The sequence below is a fragment of the Pseudoalteromonas sp. 2CM28B genome (assembly GCF_023161935.1).
Window position 1 is genome coordinate 420,684 of the sequence record NZ_JALNTH010000001.1, and the last position, 19,711, is coordinate 440,394.

Consider the following 19,711-nt stretch of genomic DNA (forward strand, 5'->3'; position numbering starts at 1 on the left):
AGCATGAATAATTTTAACTTGTTCAAAAATACCGAGCTGGTATAAGTTTATTTATCTTTCATTTTAATAGTAAATAATAATGCGTAGGGAACAGGTAATTGTTGTTAAGCTTGGTACAAGTGTACTAACCGGCGGCACCGATAAGTTAGATAAAGCCCATATGGTTGAGCTGGTTCGCCAATGTAGCGAACTTAAAAAGCAAGGCCACCAAGTTATATTAGTGTCAAGTGGCGCGGTTGCTGCGGGTCGCGAACAACTTATTAAACCCTGTGGCCGCGGCCTAATAGATAAACAAATGTTGGCAGCCGTAGGGCAAGGTCAGCTTATACATATTTGGCAAAGCTTATTTGCCTTGTATGGCATAAACGTAGGGCAAATGCTGCTTACCCGTGCCGACGTAGATGACCGCGAACGCTATTTAAATGCGCGCGACACCTTAAATGCGTTATTAAGCCACGATGTGGTGCCTATTATTAATGAAAACGACGCGGTAGCAACCGCTGAAATAAAAGTAGGCGATAACGATAATTTATCGGCGCTGGTGGCTATTTTAGCTAATGCCAACAAGCTATTACTGCTTACCGATCAAGAAGGTTTATTTACCAGCGATCCGCGCACAAATACCGACGCAAAACTGATTGACGAAGTCACTCATATAAACGATGAGTTACGCCAACTGGCTGGTGGTAGCGGTACAAGTTTAGGCACCGGTGGTATGGCCACAAAACTACAAGCCGCCGACGTAGCAAGGCGCGCAGGGGTAGAGGTTATTATTGCAAAAGGCGCTGGCAACAACGTTATTTTAAAATGCATGAGTGAGCAATTACCCGGTACGCGGTTTTTAAAACTTACTGCGCCAAAAGATGGCCGTAAAAAATGGCTAATGGCTGGGCCTAAAAGTACCGGCCAAATTATGATTGATAAAGGGGCTATTTCGGCGCTACAAAACAAAGGGGCAAGCCTGCTGGCAAAAGGCATAACCAATGCGTTTGGCCGTTTTGAGCGGGGCGACTTAATAGATTTAATAGACGCCAATAACCAAGTTATTGCACGAGGGTTAACACGTTTTAACCAAGTTGAAGTAAATAAAATTAAAGGTGCTCATTCAGAGCAAATAGGCGAGCTACTCGACTTTGATAGTGGCGCTGTGGTGCTACACAGAGACGACTTAGTTTTGCTTTAGCTTTTTAAATAGCGCGTGTTGCGGCCGTATATTCGGTATTTAAGCAAGGCAGAGCCTATGTTGTGTTTAGAATAACTGGTTGTACAAAAACATAAATACAAAGCATAAATGCAAAGCATAGGCTGTTTGAGGCTCTGCTGTATGTAAGTTATTAAATAACAGCGCAGTAGTTATTGAGCTCACTAAGTTACTAAGCTCGCGCTACGATTTAATAGCGCTTAGCTAAAACAAACTTTAATCCACATAGCTCAATGCGACCTAATTCAAAAGTATTGGTTAATTAATTAGCAAAGTTGATGATTTTGTCTAAACTGATTGAAGTTAAAACAGTTTAGGCAAACTAATGAAGGCAAACAATTGCGGGCACGAATGGATAATCAGTCTAACTCAGCAAGAAGAAGAAAGTGATTTAGATGCATCATTAGTGCAGATTATTGGCGACCTACTCGAAGTTGAAAATTTTGCTATTTATATTAATAAACACTTTAGTGCGCAATTACCGCCTACGCTTATAAACTCGCACACCCGCCTTGAAGTATTAGAGTCTAACGAAGCCTTAGCGCTGCTTAATAAAGTAACCCAAAACAAAATAAGAGTAAGCCGTGCCTTAGGTGTAGTAACTACGTATGTGCCAGTGTATTACTTTGGTAAAGTAATTGGCATATTACTAATAGAAACCACAAAAGAGTTAGCGCAAACCACCACAATGCTCGCCGTGCATATTTTAAATATTTATGCCAACCAGCTAGGGCTATTACATAAATCGCGGTTAGACCCTTTAACCGAGCTTTTAAATAGACAAACCTTTGATAAAAAAGTGATCGAAATTGTCTCAGGCAAAGGCTTTTTATTGCCCCGTGATGATACAAACGAAAAGCGACGATGGTATTTAGCCATTGCAGATATCGATCACTTTAAACGTGTAAACGACAGCTACGGCCATGTAATAGGCGATGAGGTTATTTTACTTGTGGCGCGGCTGTTAAAAAATAACTTTAGGCTAGAAGACTACGTATTTAGGTATGGTGGCGAAGAGTTTGCGGTGTTATTTCAAACCAAAACCGAGGCACAAGCACATATAGCACTTAACCGTTTACGCTCAAATATTGCTGAGTATCCTTTTCCGCAAGTTGGGCAGCTTACAATTAGTATTGGCTTTTTAGAGCTGGCAAGTATTGATACTGTATCTAGTATCGTAAACCAAGCCGATATGGCGCTGTATCATTCTAAAAATAGCGGCCGTAATAAAGTGACTGCTTATAGCGAGCTTGAGGTAAATGAAGAAGTGACCACCGATAATAGTATTGAGCTTTTTTGATTGTAAATTTGTGCTAAAATCTGGCTCCTTAAATTGTTGTAGGCAGGCACAAAACATGAAATTCGTTCGTTGGTTTTTAGGTTGTATAATTTTATTCTTTAATTTTGTATTTACTCCTCGCAGTAAAAAGCGTGCAAGCGATGTGCAAGCGCAGCTTGATCAGCAAACCTCACAATTTAAACTTTATCAATTTAAAGCATGCCCGTTTTGCGTAAAAGTACGCCGTGCAATTAAGCGCGAAGGCTTAAAAATAGAAACGCGTGATGCAAAAAATAATCAACAATTTCGTCAAGAGCTGTTAGAGCAAGGCGGCAAAATTAAAGTGCCATGCCTTCGTATAGAAAAAAATGGCCAAGTAGAGTGGCTATACGAATCTAACGATATTATTGCTTACTTAAACAAAGTAGCGGCTTAAACGACCCCCTTAATTTTTATCTCACTTATTAAAAGAGACATTATCATGACAATCCGTACTCGTGTTGCCCCATCTCCAACAGGTGACCCGCATCTTGGCACCGCTTATATTGCTTTATTTAACTACTGTTTTGCTAAACAACAAGGCGGCGAGTTTGTGCTTCGAATTGAAGATACAGACCAAGTTCGTAGCACGCCAGAGTCAGAACAAGCGATTATGGATAGCCTACGTTGGTTAGGTCTTGAGTGGGATCATGGCCCTGACGTAGGTGGTGAATTTGGCCCTTACCGTCAATCAGAGCGTAGCGATTTATACAAAAAATACGCACACCAATTAGTTGAGCAAGGTAAAGCATTTTACTGTTTTGCAACCAGCGAAGAGCTTGACCAAATGCGTGAAGAGCAAATGGCAGAAGGTCTGCGCCCTAAATACGACGGCCGTGGCTTAAACCACACCGAAGATGAAATTAAAGCAAACCTAGCCGCAGGCAAGCCTTACGTTATACGTATGAAAATACCAAGCGAAGGCACTTTTAAATTTAACGACTACCTACGCGACGAAATTGAAATCCCGTGGGAAAACGTAGACATGCAAGTGCTATTAAAAGCCGATGGTTTCCCTACGTACTTTTTAGCAAACGTAGTGGATGACCACCACATGCAAATAAGCCATATTTTCCGTGGCGAAGAGTGGATTAACTCAGCACCTAAACTATTAAAACTTTACGAAGATTTAGGTTGGGAAGCACCTGTGCTAGGGCATTTACCACTACTGCGTAATCCAGATAAATCAAAGCTTTCTAAGCGTAAAAACCCAACTTCTATTAATTACTATAAAGAAATGGGTTACCTACCAGAGGCCGTGCTTAACTACTTAGGCCGTATGGGTTGGTCAATGCCAGATGAGCGTGAAAAATTCACTCTTAACGAGATGATTGAACACTTCGATATGAAGCGTGTATCACTTGGCGGCCCAGTATTTGATGTTGATAAGCTAAGCTGGTTAAACGGCATGTGGATCCGCGAAAACCTAACAGACGAAGAGCTTGTGCAGCGCTTTGTTGATTGGAAGTTTAATGGCGAAATGCTAGCTAAAGTATTACCAGAAGCTAAAACGCGCATTAATACGCTTTCGGACATGGTTGATTTAGCAGGACATTTTGTAGGCGGTATTCCAACTTACGACCCAGCACTGTTAACGGCGGGCAAAGCTGACGAAAACGTAATACGCCAAGCGCTACAGTTTTTTGTATGGCAGCTTGAAGGTTTACGTAGTTTTGATAAGCCAGCTATTTTTGCCATTGCAAAAGAAGTTGCTACATTCCACGAACTTAAAATTAAAGACTTTTTAGAGCCAATATTTGTAGCAATCACGGGCAAAACGTCTTCAACGTCAGTACTTGATGCAATGGAAATTTTAGGCTCAGACTTATCACGTGCGCGTTTACGTGTAGCGCTTGCTCATTTAGGCATTTCTAAAAAGCAGGCTAAAAATATTGAGCGTGCGTACCGCACATACCCAAGTGCATAATCTTTAGTCATACTTTATAAAAAGCCGAGCTTATTAATTAAGCTCGGCTTTTTTGTTTCAGGCCGTTTGGCTATATGTCATCGCGTTTTGATATTGTTTAGCGCAAGCCGTGGCGCCTTAGCAAATGCTACAATGCTGCATGTAAATTAAAAGGAGGCAGCATGATTGCACCTGTAAAAAACAAAGCTTTATTTAGCAGTAATGCCTTTTCAATAAACCTAGTTACTTACCCTACACATCACAGTGTGATGAACCATATAGATCCAGTACAGCAAGGGCGCTACTACAAACTTAATTTTGTACTAGTAAAACCTAAAGCTGGTGGGGTTTTTAAATGCTCAAAATGCATTATTAATTGGTTTAACCGGGTGTATTTATTTAGACCCGACAAATACGAGCATAGTGTTTCTAAAATTGAATCGGGAAAGCGCGTACTACTGAGCTTTGCGCTTAATATATAATTTATTAATAGTCGTAGGCCTGTCCGCTGCATAAAACAGACAGGTCACAATACGATACAGAGATTTCGCTACAAGAATTTATAGTAAAGGCGTTACCGCCTCTGCGCATTGCATCTGCTTTAAGTAAATCTATAGCATTTGATTTTAAGCGATTGTAGCTTATATTATTGTCGCCTCTACCGTCGCCATTGCAGCTTTCGCCTTCTATTCGGCCTAAAAGTGTGGCGCCACTTTCGTGTGCTTCTTGGTCGCTATAAAACTGTTGTAAATCTCGTTTTTTAACGTACGTACCAATTTCCTCAGATAAAACATCGTTATCTATATCGGTATGAAAAGTCACGCTAGAACATCCAGCCAAAGTAGTGAGTACGCTTATTACTGCAAAAACACGTAACATAATAATTAGTCCCTTATTTAGTTTGGTACCTAAATTACTAACTAAAACAGGTGTGTGCAACATTTACTCTTAAGTTAATTGTATGAATTTGTAAGTGATTCGACCTCTCTTTAAATTTTTTCTGGTAGTATGGGCAGGTTATAAGCAGTTTAAGCAGTGAACAATCTATGTTAAGTCCTTACTTTCAGCAGCATGCTGATTATGTTTCTATCTCTCGTGAGCAAGGGTGTCGTTTCGCAAAGTGCGTTGCCGATGATTACAACCCACTTCATGACAAAGATGCCAAAAAGTTTTGCGCGCCAGGAGACTTACTTTTTTCTTTAGTGTTAGACCGCTACGGTATAAGTGAGCGAATGGAATTTACCTTTGCCGGTATGGTTGATGAAAACACCAAACTTAATTTCCCAGAAGGGGATGATGAGTTTGATGTAACCAACGGCGACAAAGTAATTTTAAAGGTAAAACGCGAAGGTAAAACCAGCAAATGCCCAACACTTACTAATAGCTTAATAAAAAACTATGTTGAGTTTTCTGGTGCTGCATTTCCGCACGTAATTATTCCGCTAATGGGTAAGCAAGATGTAATGATTAACCCAGCGCGCCCTATGGTTATTTACGAGTCGATGATCATTAACCTTGATAACATTAATATTCAAACGCCAACGCTTGAGTTTGCTGAGCCAAGTTTTGAGTACACGGGTAAGCGCGGCAAAATTACCTTGCGCTTTAATTTACTAGAAAACGGCGAAAAAGTGGGTTTTGGTGAAAAGCACATGGTGGTGTCGGGTATTCGTGAATACTGCCAAGCAACGGTTGATGACTTAATCGCGTTTTATAATGAGCGCAAAGCCACCTTAAAACCGGTTTAAAACGTTATTAAATTATAATACCAACCCGCAATAATACTTAATCATTTTTAGGGACTAAAAGTGTTGCTATCTGTGTTAAAAATTCTCATTTAGAACAACTAAATAGCGAATTTTTTGCCTAGCTATCAACACGTTTATCTGTCCTCAAAATAGATCACTTAATTAAGCGGATTGGTATAAAAAAGGCGCTAAATGCATTGTTATTTAGCGCCTTTTTTATTGATTAGCGAATGCAGCTAGGCTGAATACTTTTATGAGCTGGTTAATTTACGCAGTACCGTAATATGCGTACAATAGTGCTCTTTGTTATTTTAAAGCTAAGCTTATGTCTGCCACATCGTTCTCATCTCTTAAACTCGATTCGTTATTACTAACCGCAATTGAGCAAAATAATTACACCACGCCTACCGCAATTCAGGTTAAAACTATTCCGCACATATTAGCGGGCAGCGATGTAATGGGCAGCGCGCAAACAGGCACAGGTAAAACAGCCGCCTTTGTATTACCACTACTACATAAGCTTTTAAATACACCAAAAAAAGATGAGCCAGGCATAGCTCGAGTGGTTATTTTAACGCCCACGCGTGAGCTTGCTCAGCAAGTGTTTGCAAGCTTTGAAAAATACGCTCAAGGCACAAATATTCAAGGCGCTTTAGCGTATGGCGGTGCAAGTATTGGCCCGCAAATTAAAGCGCTTAAAACGGCGCAAGTGATAGTCGCAACGCCTGGGCGTTTACTTGATCATATTGTTAAAGGCAGTGTGGTGCTTTCAAGTGTTGATTCGTTAGTATTTGATGAAGCCGACCGCATGCTGGATATGGGCTTTATTGATGAAATAAAACGTATTTTGCGCCACATTCCAGGCGATCGCCAAACCTTATTGTTCTCAGCCACATTCGATGACAGCGTGTTTGAGCTGAGTAAAAAGCTACTTAAAAACCCCGAGCTAATTGAAGTTGATAAACGTAACTCAGCCGCGGTTGAAGTAGAGCAAGTTATTTACGCAGTAGATGAAGAGCGAAAGCGTGAGCTTGTATCACACATGATTGGCATGAAAAACTGGCGCCAAGTACTTATATTTACACGTACCAAACAAATGGCCGATAAACTTGCCAAAGAAATGTGTAAAGACGGCTTAAAAACTGAGTCTATCCATGGCGATAAATCGCAAGGTGCACGCGACCGTGCATTACAAAACTTTAAAGAAGGCACAACGCGGGTTTTAGTTGCCACCGATGTAGCTGCCCGCGGTTTAGATATTCCAGCGCTTAAATACGTAATAAACTTTGAGCTACCTTACATAGCAGAAGATTACGTACACCGAATTGGCCGTACGGGGCGCGCTGGCGAGCAAGGCCTTGCCATGTCGCTGGTAAGTATTGACGAGCAATGGTTATTGGAAGAAATTGAAGTGCTACTGGATACCCGTTTAGCACCACAATGGCTAGAAGGTTACGAGCCTGATTTAAACAAGCCCCCTAAAGATAACCGTAAAAACACCAACAAAGCGCGTAAAGATCGCGATAAAAAGCGCATTACCGGGCAAAGAGCACCAAGTAAACGCCGCAGAAAGTAGCCTTAAACATATTTATTTGGCTATACTAAGGCCACTAAATAGCTGAGGTATAGTTATGTTTGAAACAGATCAATGGGCGTTTTCTGGTGTCGATGGCCAAATATCATTACATAAATGGCAAAAAACCATTGATCTTATTACGGGGCTTTTTTCGGCCCCCTCTGGTTATATAGTTCAGGCTACTAGTAAAGGTTATCGTGTAGTTATTAGAGCTAATGAAGGTGGCTCACACTTTGAAACCAACCCTATACTCCCGCCCGAAACTCCCTTATTTTGTAAATATGTAGCCGAAAACAACAACACTTTGTATGTTAGCGATACCCGCAGCGATACGCAGTGGAATACCATGCCCGAGGTTATTGAAGATGGCGTTGAATCCTACCTAGGCTTGCCAATTCACTGGCCTGAAGGTGAAGTATTTGGCACCTTATGTTTAAAAGATTCAAAAAAAACCAGTTACACCGATGAATATTTTGAGCTAATAGAGCAGCTTCGTGATTTAATTGAAGACGATTTAGCCCTTATTTATAGCTTTGAGCAAATGCGCGAAATAGCCATGCTTGACCCGCTTACCAATATTTATAATCGCCGTGCACTTAGCTTACTTGCCCAACACAAACTTAATTTAGCGCTGCGTTTAGGTTTTGATGTGTGTTGCTTGTTTATTGATGTAAACGACTTTAAAAAACTAAACGACACTTATGGCCATGAAATAGGCGATCAAGCGTTAATCCTCTTAGCAAATACCTTAAAAACACATTTAAGAGAGGCTGATATAGTAGGGCGTTTAGGCGGCGATGAATTTGTAGCTGTGATGCAAATTAGTGATAGAAGTAAGCTTAGCCATATTATTGATAAAATAAAAATTGAGTATAAAAACGCACTATTAGAAAACAACGTATGCGCGCTGACACTCAGCATAGGCGAAAGTTTTACTAATAAACAAAAGCAACCTTTTGATACGTTATTAAATTTGGCCGATCACCAAATGTATAAAAATAAACAAGCGTACAAATTGGCTAAAAAAGCATAATAATAAAAGTAATACACTTAAACATAGCAACAAAAAAGCAAGCCATTAGGCTTGCTATAAACGGGGATAATTAGGCTTTAAGCGATTTGTTTTTCGGCTAGGTTTAATTCCATAATGGCTTTTAATAAACGGTATAAGTTTATTGATGCGTCAATTTCTTCTTTACGGTTTGTTAAGCTTTCAATATTTAAGCCCAGTGGCACATCTAGGTGCGCACAACTTTTGAGTATTAGGTCGAGATTTTCTCGGCAAATACGTACAGATTCACTTAAGGTATTGTCTGCATCGAGCATGCGCCATTTAGTGGCCTCTGGCACTGAGATCCCCAACCATTGCATAAACTCTAAGGTTTTATCGCCACCGCATGGAGTAAACGTTAAAATAATCCGTTTTGGTGTAATACCTTGTGCTTTACAGGTACGCGCGTAACTTGTGATTAGCTCTATAGTTGCTTGCGCGTCGTAAACCGCTTGCGATATAAAAAACTGACAACCTTGTGCTGTTTTTTCTATAAGGCGCTCGTGCTCATTTCGCTTACTTGAATGTCGCTCAGCAATGGTAACGCCCCCTAAAAAGAAGTCATCACTTTGCTCTGCCAATGTTTTATAGGCATCGGGCAAGCTTAGTTTTATATCACCTACCGATGAGGGGCTACCCACTAAAACGACATTTTTTAAATCGTAGTCGTTTTTAGTTTCATCCAACCAGCCTTTAAACTCCTCTACACCACGCTGTGCCACACTTTTGTAAGTAATGACATCTGGAGCAGATAAATTACGTAGTAAGTGGCTGTATTCACGTGGGTCTACAGTTTGTTTAAACGGAAATGGGCGTGCTTTATCTGTACGGCTACTTTCATCTTGAATGTCGTAAATTATCACGCCGTCGTATTCAATTTCGTGTAAGCGAGCAAGTAGTTTTTCTGCAATGATTTTTAGTTGCGCTTTATCAGTACCAATTTTAGGTGGAGTAGTACCAATAAGATAAACACCTTGATTGGTGTCTTCTATTTTTTCTTGTAGTGATAAAGCCATAATCCTCATTCCAGCTTAGTCCAATGTATGTAATTTAATATAGCAGCCATTTAGACGTCTAGATAGATTTATTTAGTGAAAGTTTTTCAATCAACTTGAGGTTTTTTCATACTTAAATGTTTTTAAAATAGGGAATTGACACAGTTGTTTACATTATAAATAGCCGTTGGGCTCTTATATTTAGTGGCTTTGGGGCATAATCTAAGCGAGTTAGTATTAAACCTAATAACAAATTTGCTCAATTTAAAAAGGGACAACAATGAAATTTAAATTACTAGCAACAAGCTTAGCGGTATCGCTGGCACTAACAGGCTGCGCAACACAGCAAAGCGAAAACACCCAAGCGGCACAACAACAGCAAACAACAAAAGCTGACGAACATGTATTTTCGCAAGAGTACTTAATCGAAGAGCTTGATAACGGCTTACGCGTAATGGTTGTTAAAACCGATTACCCCGATGTCGTCTCGCTGCAAATTCCGGTCTCGGTTGGCTCGCGTAATGAAGTAAAAGCAGGTAAAACCGGTTTTGCTCACTTTTTTGAGCACATGATGTTTAAAGGCTCTAAAAAATTTCCGCAAGAGGAATACACTGCCATATTTAAAAATGCAGGGGTCGATAACCGTGCTTACACCACTAACGATTACACAAACTACCATTTAAACTTCTCAAAGCAGCACCTTGATAAAGTACTTGAAATTGAAGCCGATATTTTTCAAAACTTAACCTACACCGAAGAGCAATTTAGAACCGAAGCGCTAACGGTTAAAGGGGAGTATTTAAAAAATAACGCCAGCCCAATTCGTAAGTTATTGAGCGCAGTACGCGAAGAAGCGTTTGACACGCACACTTATAAACATACCACCATGGGCTTTTTTGAAGATATAGAAGCCATGCCAGATCAAATGGCGTATGGTAAAGAATTTTTTGATAAGTTTTATAAGCCTGAATATGTATCGCTAGTGATTGTGGGCGATGTTGACCCTAAAGCCACAATGGCTATGGTTAAAAAACATTGGGGTGGCTGGGAAAAAGGCGATTACGTTGCCGATATAAAAGCCGAGCCTGCACAACAAGCGCCTAAATATGTACATGAGAAAAACGAAGGTTTGCCTGGTCATTGGTTGCTTGTATCTTACAAAGGGGCTGCATGGGAGCCTGCTAAAAAGGACAGAGCCGCACTTGATTTAATCTCACAGCTTTATTTTTCTAATAACTCCGATTTATACCAAGAGCTAGTTGTTGATAAACAAATAGCGAGTCAAATGTTTACCTACAATCCAGAGACAAAAGATCCTGGCTTACTGCATGTGTTTGTAAAAGTAGAAAACGAAGATGATTTAGCAAAAGCACGCGATGCTATTAACCGCACTTACGCAAAAGCACGTACCGAACTTGTTGATGAGCAAAAACTAAGTGATTTAAAGTCTAACCTTAAATACAGCTTTATTAACGGCTTAGACTCGTCGCAAGCGATTGCGTCAACACTTGCAAGTTATATGCATTTTGAGCGCGACCCGGAGGTTATCAACCAGCTTTATAAATCGGCCGACAACATCACAGCCCAAGACATTAAAGCCGTGGCTAATAAGTATTTTGTAGATGACGCGCGTACTACTGTAACTATGTCGGCACTTGATAAAGCGCCAGGCTTTGAACAAGAAACAAGCTTAAATGCATTAGTAGCTAAGCATGATAAAGCGCCAGAGGCACCCGTATTTAAAGTGCTTGATAAAACGAATAGCTCGCCGCTGATTGATGTAAACTTTTTATTCAATACAGGGGCTGCTGCAGACCCGCAAGGTAAAAAAGGGGTTGCTGCGCTCACCGCCGCTATGCTTGCTCAAGGTGGCTCGCAAAGTACGAGTTACAAAGACATACAAAAAGCGCTTTATCCGCTTGCTGGCAGCTTTGGTTATCAAATAGATAAAGAAATGCTGTCATTCCAAGGGCGTATTCATAAAGATAACGCTGCCACATGGTATGCGCTTGTAAGCGATCAGTTACTTAACCCAGGCTTTAGAGACGATGACTTTAAGCGCCTTAAAAAAGAAATGATCGACGGTATTAAATCGGGCTTAAAAGCCTCTAACGATGAAGAGCTAGGTAAAGAAGTGCTTTACAGCGCACTTTACAAAGGTCACCCATACGAAAGCTACAATTACGGGGATATTTCGGATTTAGAAGCACTAACGCTTGATGATGTAAAAGCATTTTACAACACAGAGCTTACCCAATCTAAACTAACACTGGGTTTAATTGGCGCTGTGCCAAAAGCGCTTAAAGTAGAAATCATGAGCGATTTAGCAACCTTACCTAAAGGCGAGCAAAGCCGTTTAAGTATTCCTGATGCACCAGAGCTTAAAGGTCACCATGCCACGATTGTAGAAAAGTCGGCGCAATCTACTGCGGTATCATTTGGTTTCCCAATTGATACTATTCGTAGTAGTGAAGATTGGACAGCCCTTTGGCTGGTGCGTTCGTACTTTGGTGAGCACCGTAGTTCTAACTCATACCTGTATGAGCGAATTCGTCAAACACGTGGTATGAACTATGGCGATTACGCTTACATTGAGTACTTCCCACGTGGCATGTTTCAAACTAAGCCTGATGCAAACTTAGGACGTTCTGAGCAAATATTCCAAATTTGGTTACGCCCGCTGCGCTCTAATAACGATGCACACTTTGCAACACGTACCGCGTTGTTTGAGCTGGATAAGCTTATTAAAAATGGCTTAACCGAAAAAGACTTTGAAGCAACACGTAACTTTTTAATTAACTACGTACCACAGCTTGTTGCAAGTCAAAACCGCCAATTAGGTTATGCACTTGATAGCGAATTTTATAACACAGAGTCGTTTGTAAAAAACGTGACAAGTAAACTTGAAAAGCTAACGCTTGCTGATGTTAATCGCGTGATTAAAGATAATCTACAAACAGATAACGTACAGTACGTGTTTATTACCGGTGACGGCGAAGACATGAAAAAACGTTTAGTGTCAGAGCAAACATCGCCAATGGTTTACAACACAGAAAAACCAGCAGCGCTTGTTGCTGAGGATAAAGTCATTGCCGATTATAAATTAGCTATTCCAGCTAACAACATTGAAGTAATGGCAGTTGAAAAAGTGTTTCAGTAATTAATCTCTTTTTCTAACATATAAAAAATGCCCCAGCGCTTATAGCCTGGGGCATTTTTATTTAATTAATGCTATTAAAGCTTAATATTAGTTAGTCGCTAAAAGCACTGAGCCTGCGCCTAGAGCAAAGCTTATTAAGGAGCTAATAACAACCCCCGCTAAAAAGCTTTTAGTTGGCGTACTTTTAACGTCATTATTTATAGGCTCATCAAGTTTAATTAGCTCGCCTTGGCGTACTTCAAGTACCGCGCAAAGCGCCATAGTGGTTTCTTTAGAAGCGGCGCCTTCTTTTTCTACCCGTTGAATAGTCCGCAAACTTACATCGCAGGCATCTGCGAGCTGTTGCTGCGTCCAATCTAACTCACTTCTAAGCGATTTAACTGTTGTAGGATTTAATTGCACGTTAAAGCTTCCCTACAAATAGTTCAACAATTGTTGCCGTTGTATAGCCAAACACCGCCCCACCTAATGTACAGCCAGCAAGAAAAAATGCTGCCTTTTTAGGATCGTCTGAAAGACTACTTTGAACTTGTTTGGCTATCACACTGCTATTTTTATAAAGAGTGCACTCCAGACGCCCCGTAAGTATATTAAGCATGTCAAATTTTACTTGGTACTGTGAACCCTCAAAAGCAAAAGAGTGCGTGCTTGCACAGTAGATAGTTCGTTTTTTACTAAATAGGTCATCGTTTACAAATACTTCTTCTTTACCAGTAAAGTAGCTTCCAAAACAGGCTATTTGATTGTCGCCATCTTGAAAGTAAAATTTATAACCAAGCTTTTTTGTATTCAATATATCGTTTTTCATCATCGTTATCCTTGTTGAGTTGATGATGCTAATTTAGCGTTTGTTTTTATTTTTTACGCCGTCAGTAGTATGCCAGTAGCTAGTTTGGCATATGACAGTAACCCTGTCATGCTGCTTTAGTATCTGATTTTTAATGTAAAAGTAAAATTTTTATATTTTTTATAGACTGCTTAGCTGTCATACGGAGTATTACTTCACATTAATAAATTATGCAACTAGCGTGAAGTAAAGTAACAATATTGTGTTAAAAAATTGTTATTGATTATACTGATTAACAACAAAGCTAAAATGGAAAGCTCGTGATTGACGATAAAGCGTTTTTTAAGTTGGTACTAGATACCACGCCCGACCAAGTAGTGGTTATTAATTCTAACGGCGACATAGTTTATATAAACCGAAGCTGGCAAAACTTTGGTGAGCAAAACGACTGTGCCTGCTGTGATATGTGGGAGCAGCAAAATTACTTAGCAGAGTGTGAAAAAGCTGCGAAAAAAGGAGATAGCTTTGGTTTAAAGGCATTTAACGGCATTAAATCAGTTATTTCGGGGGCTAATGACGACTTTTATTTAGAATATCCATGTCATAGTGAAGATGAAAAACGTTGGTTTATGATGCGAGTAGTGTCGTTTAGCCATACCGGTAAAGCGTATTACGCTATTAGTCATCAAAATATTACCGAGCGTAAACTGGCTGAAGAGCAAGTACAAAAACTTGCCGCTATTGATGGCTTAACTGATATTGCTAACCGAGGCTTTTTTGATACTTTTTTAGAGCAAGAGTGGAATCGTTGTCAGCGTTTAGGTATGCCGCTTTCGTTGGCTATTATTGATATAGATGATTTTAAATTACTCAATGATACTTACGGCCACCAACAAGGCGATACATGCTTAAAAAGGGTGGCTAAAGTACTTAATGAATTTACTAAACGCCCAGGTGATTTATGTGCCCGTTTTGGTGGTGAAGAATTTGTTTTAGTGTATGGAAATACAAACTCAGATCAGGCCTTGTTAGTATTGAACGAAATTTTAGAAAAATTAAAACAGTTAAACATTGAAAATAAACATTCATTACCCAGCCAAACCCTTACAGTGAGTGTAGGCCTCACTACTATTACACCCAGTAGTGACTTTACCTGTGCGTATTTAATCAAAGAAGCAGACGATTTACTTTATAAAGCAAAAGATAAAGGAAAAGATGCTTTGTGTGTGAGTGATTTAGCACTCATATAATTTTTTTACTCTTAGTTATACCTAATAACCAGAACAAATAACTAAGGCGTTAACACCTTAGGCTTTAAATCCGTTAAACTTAGGAAAAGGCTCTTTTTATATCAATTTAAGGCAGTGTAGTATTATGCGTCATGAAATTTGGCAACAGCTTCGCAGTGAAGCTAATGAAGTTGTAACTCGCGAACCACTTTTAGCAAGTCATGTGTATTCATGCATTTTAAACCATGAGTGTTTAGGTTCGGCGTTAAGCTTTATTGTTGCTAATAAGTTGGCAGATGCTGTTGTATCGGCTTTTACAATACGTGAGTTGTTTGACCAAGCGTTTGTAAAGTGCGACCGTATGCTTACCTATGTGGCCGAAGATATTAAAGCCGTTAAAGACAGAGACCCAGCAGCCGAAACCTACCTTACGGTTATTTTAAACTTAAAAGGGTTTCATGCTATTCAAGCGCATCGTTTAGCTAACTGCTTGTGGCAGCAAAACCGTAAAGAGCTTGCTCGTTTTATTCAAAGCCGAACCTCAGAAGTGTTTGGGGTTGATATTCACCCTGCGTGTCAGGTTGGTAAAGGGATAATGTTTGACCACGCCACCGGTATTGTTATTGGTGAAACTGCAGTAATTGAAGATAACGTATCAATACTGCAATCGGTCACGCTTGGTGGTACGGGTAACGAGCAGGGCGACCGTCATCCTAAAATTAGAGCCGGTGTGCTTATTGGTGCAGGCGCTAAAGTGCTGGGTAATATTGAAGTAGGCGAGGGCGCACGTATTGGCGCAGGTTCAGTTGTTTTAACTGCGGTACCGCCACATACCACCGCTGTAGGCGTACCGGCTAAAATTATTGGCAGACCGGATTGTCCGTGTCCGGCGCAAAGTATGAACCAAAACTTTTTAACCACTCCAGAGCCTGAAAACGAATCACACACCAGCGCCATGCTGTAATAGCAGCCTGTATAAATAAAAATAATTTTAAAAGGAATTAAAATGAACAAAAATAGCTTATTAACACTAGGGATAGGATTTATTGCGGGTGTAGGTTTAACGTGGAGCTACTTTAATTTATCTTCAAGTGACGCAAACCCCGCAAAGTTACAACATGCTGATACAAAGCAGCAGGCACCTTTTGTTCAGCCAGTTAAAAGCAGTGAAGCAACAGCAAAGCGTGTTATACCAGCAGCCCCTGAGCAAAGCGCTCGTATAGAGCAAAAAGATAATCCCCCTAAACCAGATCCACAACCGCTAGATGAGCTTCCTTTAGAAGAGCAAGTATCGCAGCTTAAACAGCAATTAGCAGCGCAAAAAGCCTTGATGAAAAACGCGGCGCAGCAGCTACGTGACCCCTCTGATGCACAAGCCGTTTTGCAAGCGCAATTTGATGAGCAAATACGTAATGAAGAGTGGGCTTATCAAACAGAAATAGCTTTACAAGATTTTTTACTTACCTCTGATCTAAGCTCTATCCCAGAGATTGTTAGTGCAGCGTGTAAAACCACCGTATGCAAATTTGAACTTGCTGCACCTACTGATAACGACTCGTTTGATCATACCCAATGGCGAGAGCTAAACGATAAGTTAATGAAGCAAGAGTTTTGGTTGCAATTTAAAAGAACAACCTCAACGTCAAGCGACACCGAGCTAACCTTACTAATGGCCACAGAGCTTTAACTGAAAGAGCTTTACAACACCGTTGATTTTATAGCGCCATCGGCCAGCTCTGTAATTAGCACGTCACCCGTTTTAATGTGATCTACCGATTTAACCACTTTGCCTTGTTGGGTTTTGGTTATGCTGTAACCGCGCGCTAAAACATTAAGTGGGCTTACCGAGTCAAGCCTACTCGCTTGCAGCGCTAAGCTATTTTGCGCGTGTTGCAACTTGTGCTGCATTGCTTGTTCAAGCCGAGTTTGTATCTGCATAAGCTGATGGCTGGCCTGCGATAACTTTTTATCAGGCGATTGACGCATTAAACGCGGGGTTAAATTATTAAGCGTGCGCTCTTGTTGGTAAAGGCGATTGCGCATGCCTTGTTGTAAGGCAATAGTTAGCTCATCTAATCGCTGCGCTTTTTGATTAAGTTGATTGCGCGGATGACACAAGTTAAGCCGGTGCTGTAACTGTGTTGCTAGTGCGCGCTTATCGGCCATATCGTGTTTAAAGGCATTATTTAAACGGTTAATGAGCTCAATAACCTTACTATGTAGCTCTTGCGTGTTAGGGCTGACAAGTTCAGCGGCTGCTGAAGGCGTTGCTGCGCGTACATCGGCTACGTAGTCACTGATGGTTGTGTCTATTTCGTGGCCTACCGCACTGACTATGGGTAATTCACTTTGATAAATAGCACGCGCAAGCTGCTCATGGTTAAAGCACCATAAATCTTCTAACGAGCCACCGCCTCGCCCTACAATAAGTACGTCGACCTCATTGCGTGCATTGGCTAACTGTATTTGGTTAATTAAGTGCACATGGGCTTCTTTGCCTTGCACCATGGCTGGGTAAATAATGACTTCTAATTGTGGTGCGCGGCGTTTAAGTACGGTTAATATATCTTTTATAGCAGCGCCCGTTGCTGAGGTTATTACACCTACACGGTTTATATTTTGCGGCAGTGGTTTTTTATAGGCCGAACTAAACAACCCCTCAGCGGCTAGGCGCATTTTTAATGCATCAAACTCTTGCTTAAGCTGGCCTTCACCGGCAGGTTCCATATGCTCAACAATAAGCTGATAATCACCGCGTGGTTCGTAAAGTGAAACACGGGCTCTTACTGTTACTTGTGCGCCGTTTTCGGGGCGGTAACTTTGAGAGCGGTTATTGCCGCGCCACATAGCCGCTTTAATTTGTGCTTTTTCATCTTTTAATGAAAAGTACCAGTGCCCAGAAGCAGGGGTAATGAAGTTAGAAATTTCGCCTGTTAAAATTAGCGATGCAAAGCCCTGCTCAAGAACTGTACGAATCTCTCTGTTAAGGCGCGATACGGTGTAAACCGTTTGCGAAGGCTTCGAAAACATAAAAAACAACCTAAAACTATTATGAGGCAAGTTATAAGGCAAGTTTATCATAAATATTTGCGAAATATTATTTACGAATGCCCACAACGCTGTTAAAATTTGGCCGCAATTCCTTATCTTAGATCCACATGTGAGAAGTTGCCAAAATGCTTAGAATCGCTAAAGAAGCTCTTACCTTTGATGACGTACTTTTAGTACCTGGTCATTCTACTGTTTTGCCACACACGGCAAATATTTCAACTCGCTTAACGCGTGGTATCAAACTTAACTTGCCGCTTATTTCAGCATCTATGGATACTGTTACAGAAGCTCGTTTAGCTATTGCCCTCGCGCAGGAAGGTGGTCTTGGTTTTATCCATAAAAACATGACCATTGAAGAACAAGCGAGAAACGTACGTAAAGTTAAAACCTACGAAGCAGGTATTGTGTCATTCCCTGTTACTGTGTCTGCCGATTTAACCATTGCAGATGCGACGCTTCTTTCGCAAGAAAAAGGGTTCTCGGGTTTCCCGGTTACTGATAGCGAAAATAACCTACTAGGTATTGTTACTGGTCGTGACATGCGTTTTGAAACGAAGCTTGAACAGCCAGTTTCTAGCGTTATGACTAAAAAAGACAAACTGGTAACGGTTCAAGAAGGCGCATCGCGCGAAGAAATTTTAGGTTTAATGCACGAACACCGTATTGAAAAAATCTTAGTGGTTGATGATGCGTTTAAACTAAAAGGCATGATCACCGTAAAAGATTACCAAAAAGCGCAAGACAAACCACATGCATGTAAAGACGAGCTAGGTCGTTTACGTGTAGGTGCTGCAGTTGGTGTTGGCGCAGGTACTGATGAGCGAATTGCTGCATTAGTAGAGGCGGGTGTTGATGTTTTACTTATCGATACTTCACACGGCCACTCACAAGGTGTTATTGACCGTGTTTCTCAAACTCGTGAAACTTACCCAGATTTACAAATTATTGCCGGTAACGTGGCTACAGCCGAAGGCGCAATTGCCCTTGCTGATGCAGGTGTGGATGCGGTTAAAGTAGGTATTGGCCCAGGTTCAATTTGTACTACGCGGATTGTTACAGGTTGTGGTGTGCCACAAATTACGGCTATTTCTGATGCGGTAGATGGCTTACAAGGGCGTGACATTCCAGTTATTGCTGATGGCGGTATTCGTTTTTCTGGCGATATTGTTAAAGCATTGGTTGCGGGTGCATCGTGTGTAATGGTGGGCTCAATGCTTGCTGGTACAGAAGAAGCGCCAGGCGAAGTTGAACTTTACCAAGGCCGTTACTACAAATCTTACCGTGGTATGGGCTCATTGGGTGCGATGGATCAAAAAGAAGGTTCGTCAGATCGTTACTTCCAAAAATCTAACCAAGCTGACAAATTAGTACCTGAAGGTATTGAAGGTCGCGTCGCTTATAAAGGTCCAATTGCAACGATTATTCATCAGCAAGTGGGTGGCCTTCGTAGCGCAATGGGATTAACGGGTTGTGCCACCATTGAAGAGCTAAATACTAAACCGCAGTTTGTACGTGTTACATCTGCAGGTATGGGTGAGTCGCACGTCCACGATGTGCAAATTACCAAAGAAGCGCCTAACTACCGCTTAGGTTAAACAACACGTTTAAATTACGGGGCTGGAATTACCAGCCCTCTTTTATAGCCACTAAGCAAATTAGTGGAATCTAGCATCTACTTTACGAGATCCT

The 19,711-nt window shown here is 40.9% G+C and carries 18 protein-coding genes; 13 read left to right on the forward strand and 5 right to left on the reverse strand.

The annotated features are described in order from the left end of the window. Positions 1–79: 79 nt before the first annotated feature. The 5 genes from proB (at position 80) to MTN96_RS01950 (ending at position 4,907) form a co-directional block, all read left to right on the forward strand. Positions 80–1,183 carry a glutamate 5-kinase gene (gene proB / locus MTN96_RS01930; protein ID WP_024033166.1) on the forward strand — a complete coding sequence of 368 codons (1,104 nt, stop codon included), beginning with the start codon at positions 80–82 and terminating at the stop codon, positions 1,181–1,183. A gap of 343 nt (positions 1,184–1,526) precedes the next feature. Further along, complete coding sequence (locus MTN96_RS01935; RefSeq protein ID WP_248530597.1) at positions 1,527–2,501, forward strand: GGDEF domain-containing protein; 975 nt, start codon at positions 1,527–1,529, stop codon at positions 2,499–2,501. Between the two features lie 55 nt (positions 2,502–2,556). Further along, the gene (locus tag MTN96_RS01940) at positions 2,557–2,916 is read left to right on the forward strand and encodes a glutaredoxin domain-containing protein (protein WP_004586118.1); all 360 of its coding nucleotides are present in this window, start codon (positions 2,557–2,559) and stop codon (positions 2,914–2,916) included. Between the two features lie 45 nt (positions 2,917–2,961). Beyond that, on the forward strand, positions 2,962–4,446 hold the full coding sequence (gene gltX / locus MTN96_RS01945; RefSeq protein WP_004586119.1) for a glutamate--tRNA ligase: 1,485 nt from the start codon (positions 2,962–2,964) through the stop codon (positions 4,444–4,446). Positions 4,447–4,607: 161 nt separating this feature from the next. Further along, on the forward strand, positions 4,608–4,907 hold the full coding sequence (locus tag MTN96_RS01950) for a hypothetical protein (RefSeq protein ID WP_024033163.1): 300 nt from the start codon (positions 4,608–4,610) through the stop codon (positions 4,905–4,907). 4 nt (positions 4,908–4,911) lie between these two features. On the opposite strand, the gene MTN96_RS01955 is transcribed toward MTN96_RS01950, so the two are convergent. Continuing rightward, positions 4,912–5,304 (reverse strand): hypothetical protein, encoded by a 393-nt coding sequence (locus MTN96_RS01955; RefSeq protein ID WP_029773896.1) that lies wholly within the window; start codon positions 5,302–5,304, stop codon positions 4,912–4,914. A 167-nt stretch (positions 5,305–5,471) separates the two neighbouring features. Here MTN96_RS01955 and MTN96_RS01960 point away from each other — a divergent pair, with 167 nt between their 5' ends. The 3 genes from MTN96_RS01960 to MTN96_RS01970 all read left to right on the forward strand — a co-directional run bounded on the left by MTN96_RS01960 (position 5,472) and on the right by MTN96_RS01970 (position 8,782). Continuing rightward, positions 5,472–6,173 (forward strand): DUF3581 domain-containing protein, encoded by a 702-nt coding sequence (locus tag MTN96_RS01960; protein WP_029773895.1) that lies wholly within the window; start codon positions 5,472–5,474, stop codon positions 6,171–6,173. Positions 6,174–6,498: 325 nt separating this feature from the next. Beyond that, positions 6,499–7,749 (forward strand): DEAD/DEAH box helicase, encoded by a 1,251-nt coding sequence (locus MTN96_RS01965; RefSeq protein ID WP_004586123.1) that lies wholly within the window; start codon positions 6,499–6,501, stop codon positions 7,747–7,749. Between the two features lie 55 nt (positions 7,750–7,804). Next, a complete protein-coding gene (locus tag MTN96_RS01970; protein ID WP_154945190.1) occupies positions 7,805–8,782 on the forward strand; it encodes a sensor domain-containing diguanylate cyclase in 978 nt (325 codons plus the stop codon). Positions 8,783–8,859: 77 nt separating this feature from the next. On the opposite strand, the gene MTN96_RS01975 is transcribed toward MTN96_RS01970, so the two are convergent. After that, the gene (locus MTN96_RS01975) at positions 8,860–9,816 is read right to left on the reverse strand and encodes a methylenetetrahydrofolate reductase (protein WP_024033159.1); all 957 of its coding nucleotides are present in this window, start codon (positions 9,814–9,816) and stop codon (positions 8,860–8,862) included. A 259-nt stretch (positions 9,817–10,075) separates the two neighbouring features. On the opposite strand from MTN96_RS01975, the gene MTN96_RS01980 reads away from it, so the two are divergent. Beyond that, on the forward strand, positions 10,076–12,955 hold the full coding sequence (locus MTN96_RS01980) for a pitrilysin family protein (RefSeq protein ID WP_248530598.1): 2,880 nt from the start codon (positions 10,076–10,078) through the stop codon (positions 12,953–12,955). A gap of 87 nt (positions 12,956–13,042) precedes the next feature. Here MTN96_RS01980 and MTN96_RS01985 read toward each other — a convergent pair whose 3' ends face one another. Further along, complete coding sequence (locus MTN96_RS01985; protein ID WP_248451878.1) at positions 13,043–13,357, reverse strand: helix-turn-helix transcriptional regulator; 315 nt, start codon at positions 13,355–13,357, stop codon at positions 13,043–13,045. A gap of 1 nt (position 13,358) precedes the next feature. Further along, the gene (locus MTN96_RS01990; protein ID WP_024033156.1) at positions 13,359–13,766 is read right to left on the reverse strand and encodes a hypothetical protein; all 408 of its coding nucleotides are present in this window, start codon (positions 13,764–13,766) and stop codon (positions 13,359–13,361) included. A 296-nt stretch (positions 13,767–14,062) separates the two neighbouring features. On the opposite strand from MTN96_RS01990, the gene MTN96_RS01995 reads away from it, so the two are divergent. The 3 genes from MTN96_RS01995 to MTN96_RS02005 all read left to right on the forward strand — a co-directional run bounded on the left by MTN96_RS01995 (position 14,063) and on the right by MTN96_RS02005 (position 16,658). Beyond that, entirely contained in the window at positions 14,063–14,992 is a 930-nt protein-coding gene (locus MTN96_RS01995) for a diguanylate cyclase (RefSeq protein ID WP_248530599.1), read from the forward strand. A 124-nt stretch (positions 14,993–15,116) separates the two neighbouring features. Further along, positions 15,117–15,935 (forward strand): serine O-acetyltransferase, encoded by an 819-nt coding sequence (cysE, locus tag MTN96_RS02000; RefSeq protein ID WP_004586131.1) that lies wholly within the window; start codon positions 15,117–15,119, stop codon positions 15,933–15,935. 42 nt (positions 15,936–15,977) lie between these two features. Further along, on the forward strand, positions 15,978–16,658 hold the full coding sequence (locus MTN96_RS02005; protein ID WP_248530600.1) for a hypothetical protein: 681 nt from the start codon (positions 15,978–15,980) through the stop codon (positions 16,656–16,658). 11 nt (positions 16,659–16,669) lie between these two features. On the opposite strand, the gene xseA is transcribed toward MTN96_RS02005, so the two are convergent. Then, positions 16,670–18,001, reverse strand: a complete 1,332-nt coding sequence (xseA, locus tag MTN96_RS02010) for an exodeoxyribonuclease VII large subunit (protein ID WP_064385295.1) — start codon at positions 17,999–18,001, stop codon at positions 16,670–16,672. Positions 18,002–18,147: 146 nt separating this feature from the next. On the opposite strand from xseA, the gene guaB reads away from it, so the two are divergent. Next, positions 18,148–19,617, forward strand: a complete 1,470-nt coding sequence (gene guaB / locus MTN96_RS02015) for an IMP dehydrogenase (RefSeq protein WP_004586134.1) — start codon at positions 18,148–18,150, stop codon at positions 19,615–19,617. The last annotated feature ends 94 nt before the right edge of the window (positions 19,618–19,711 follow it).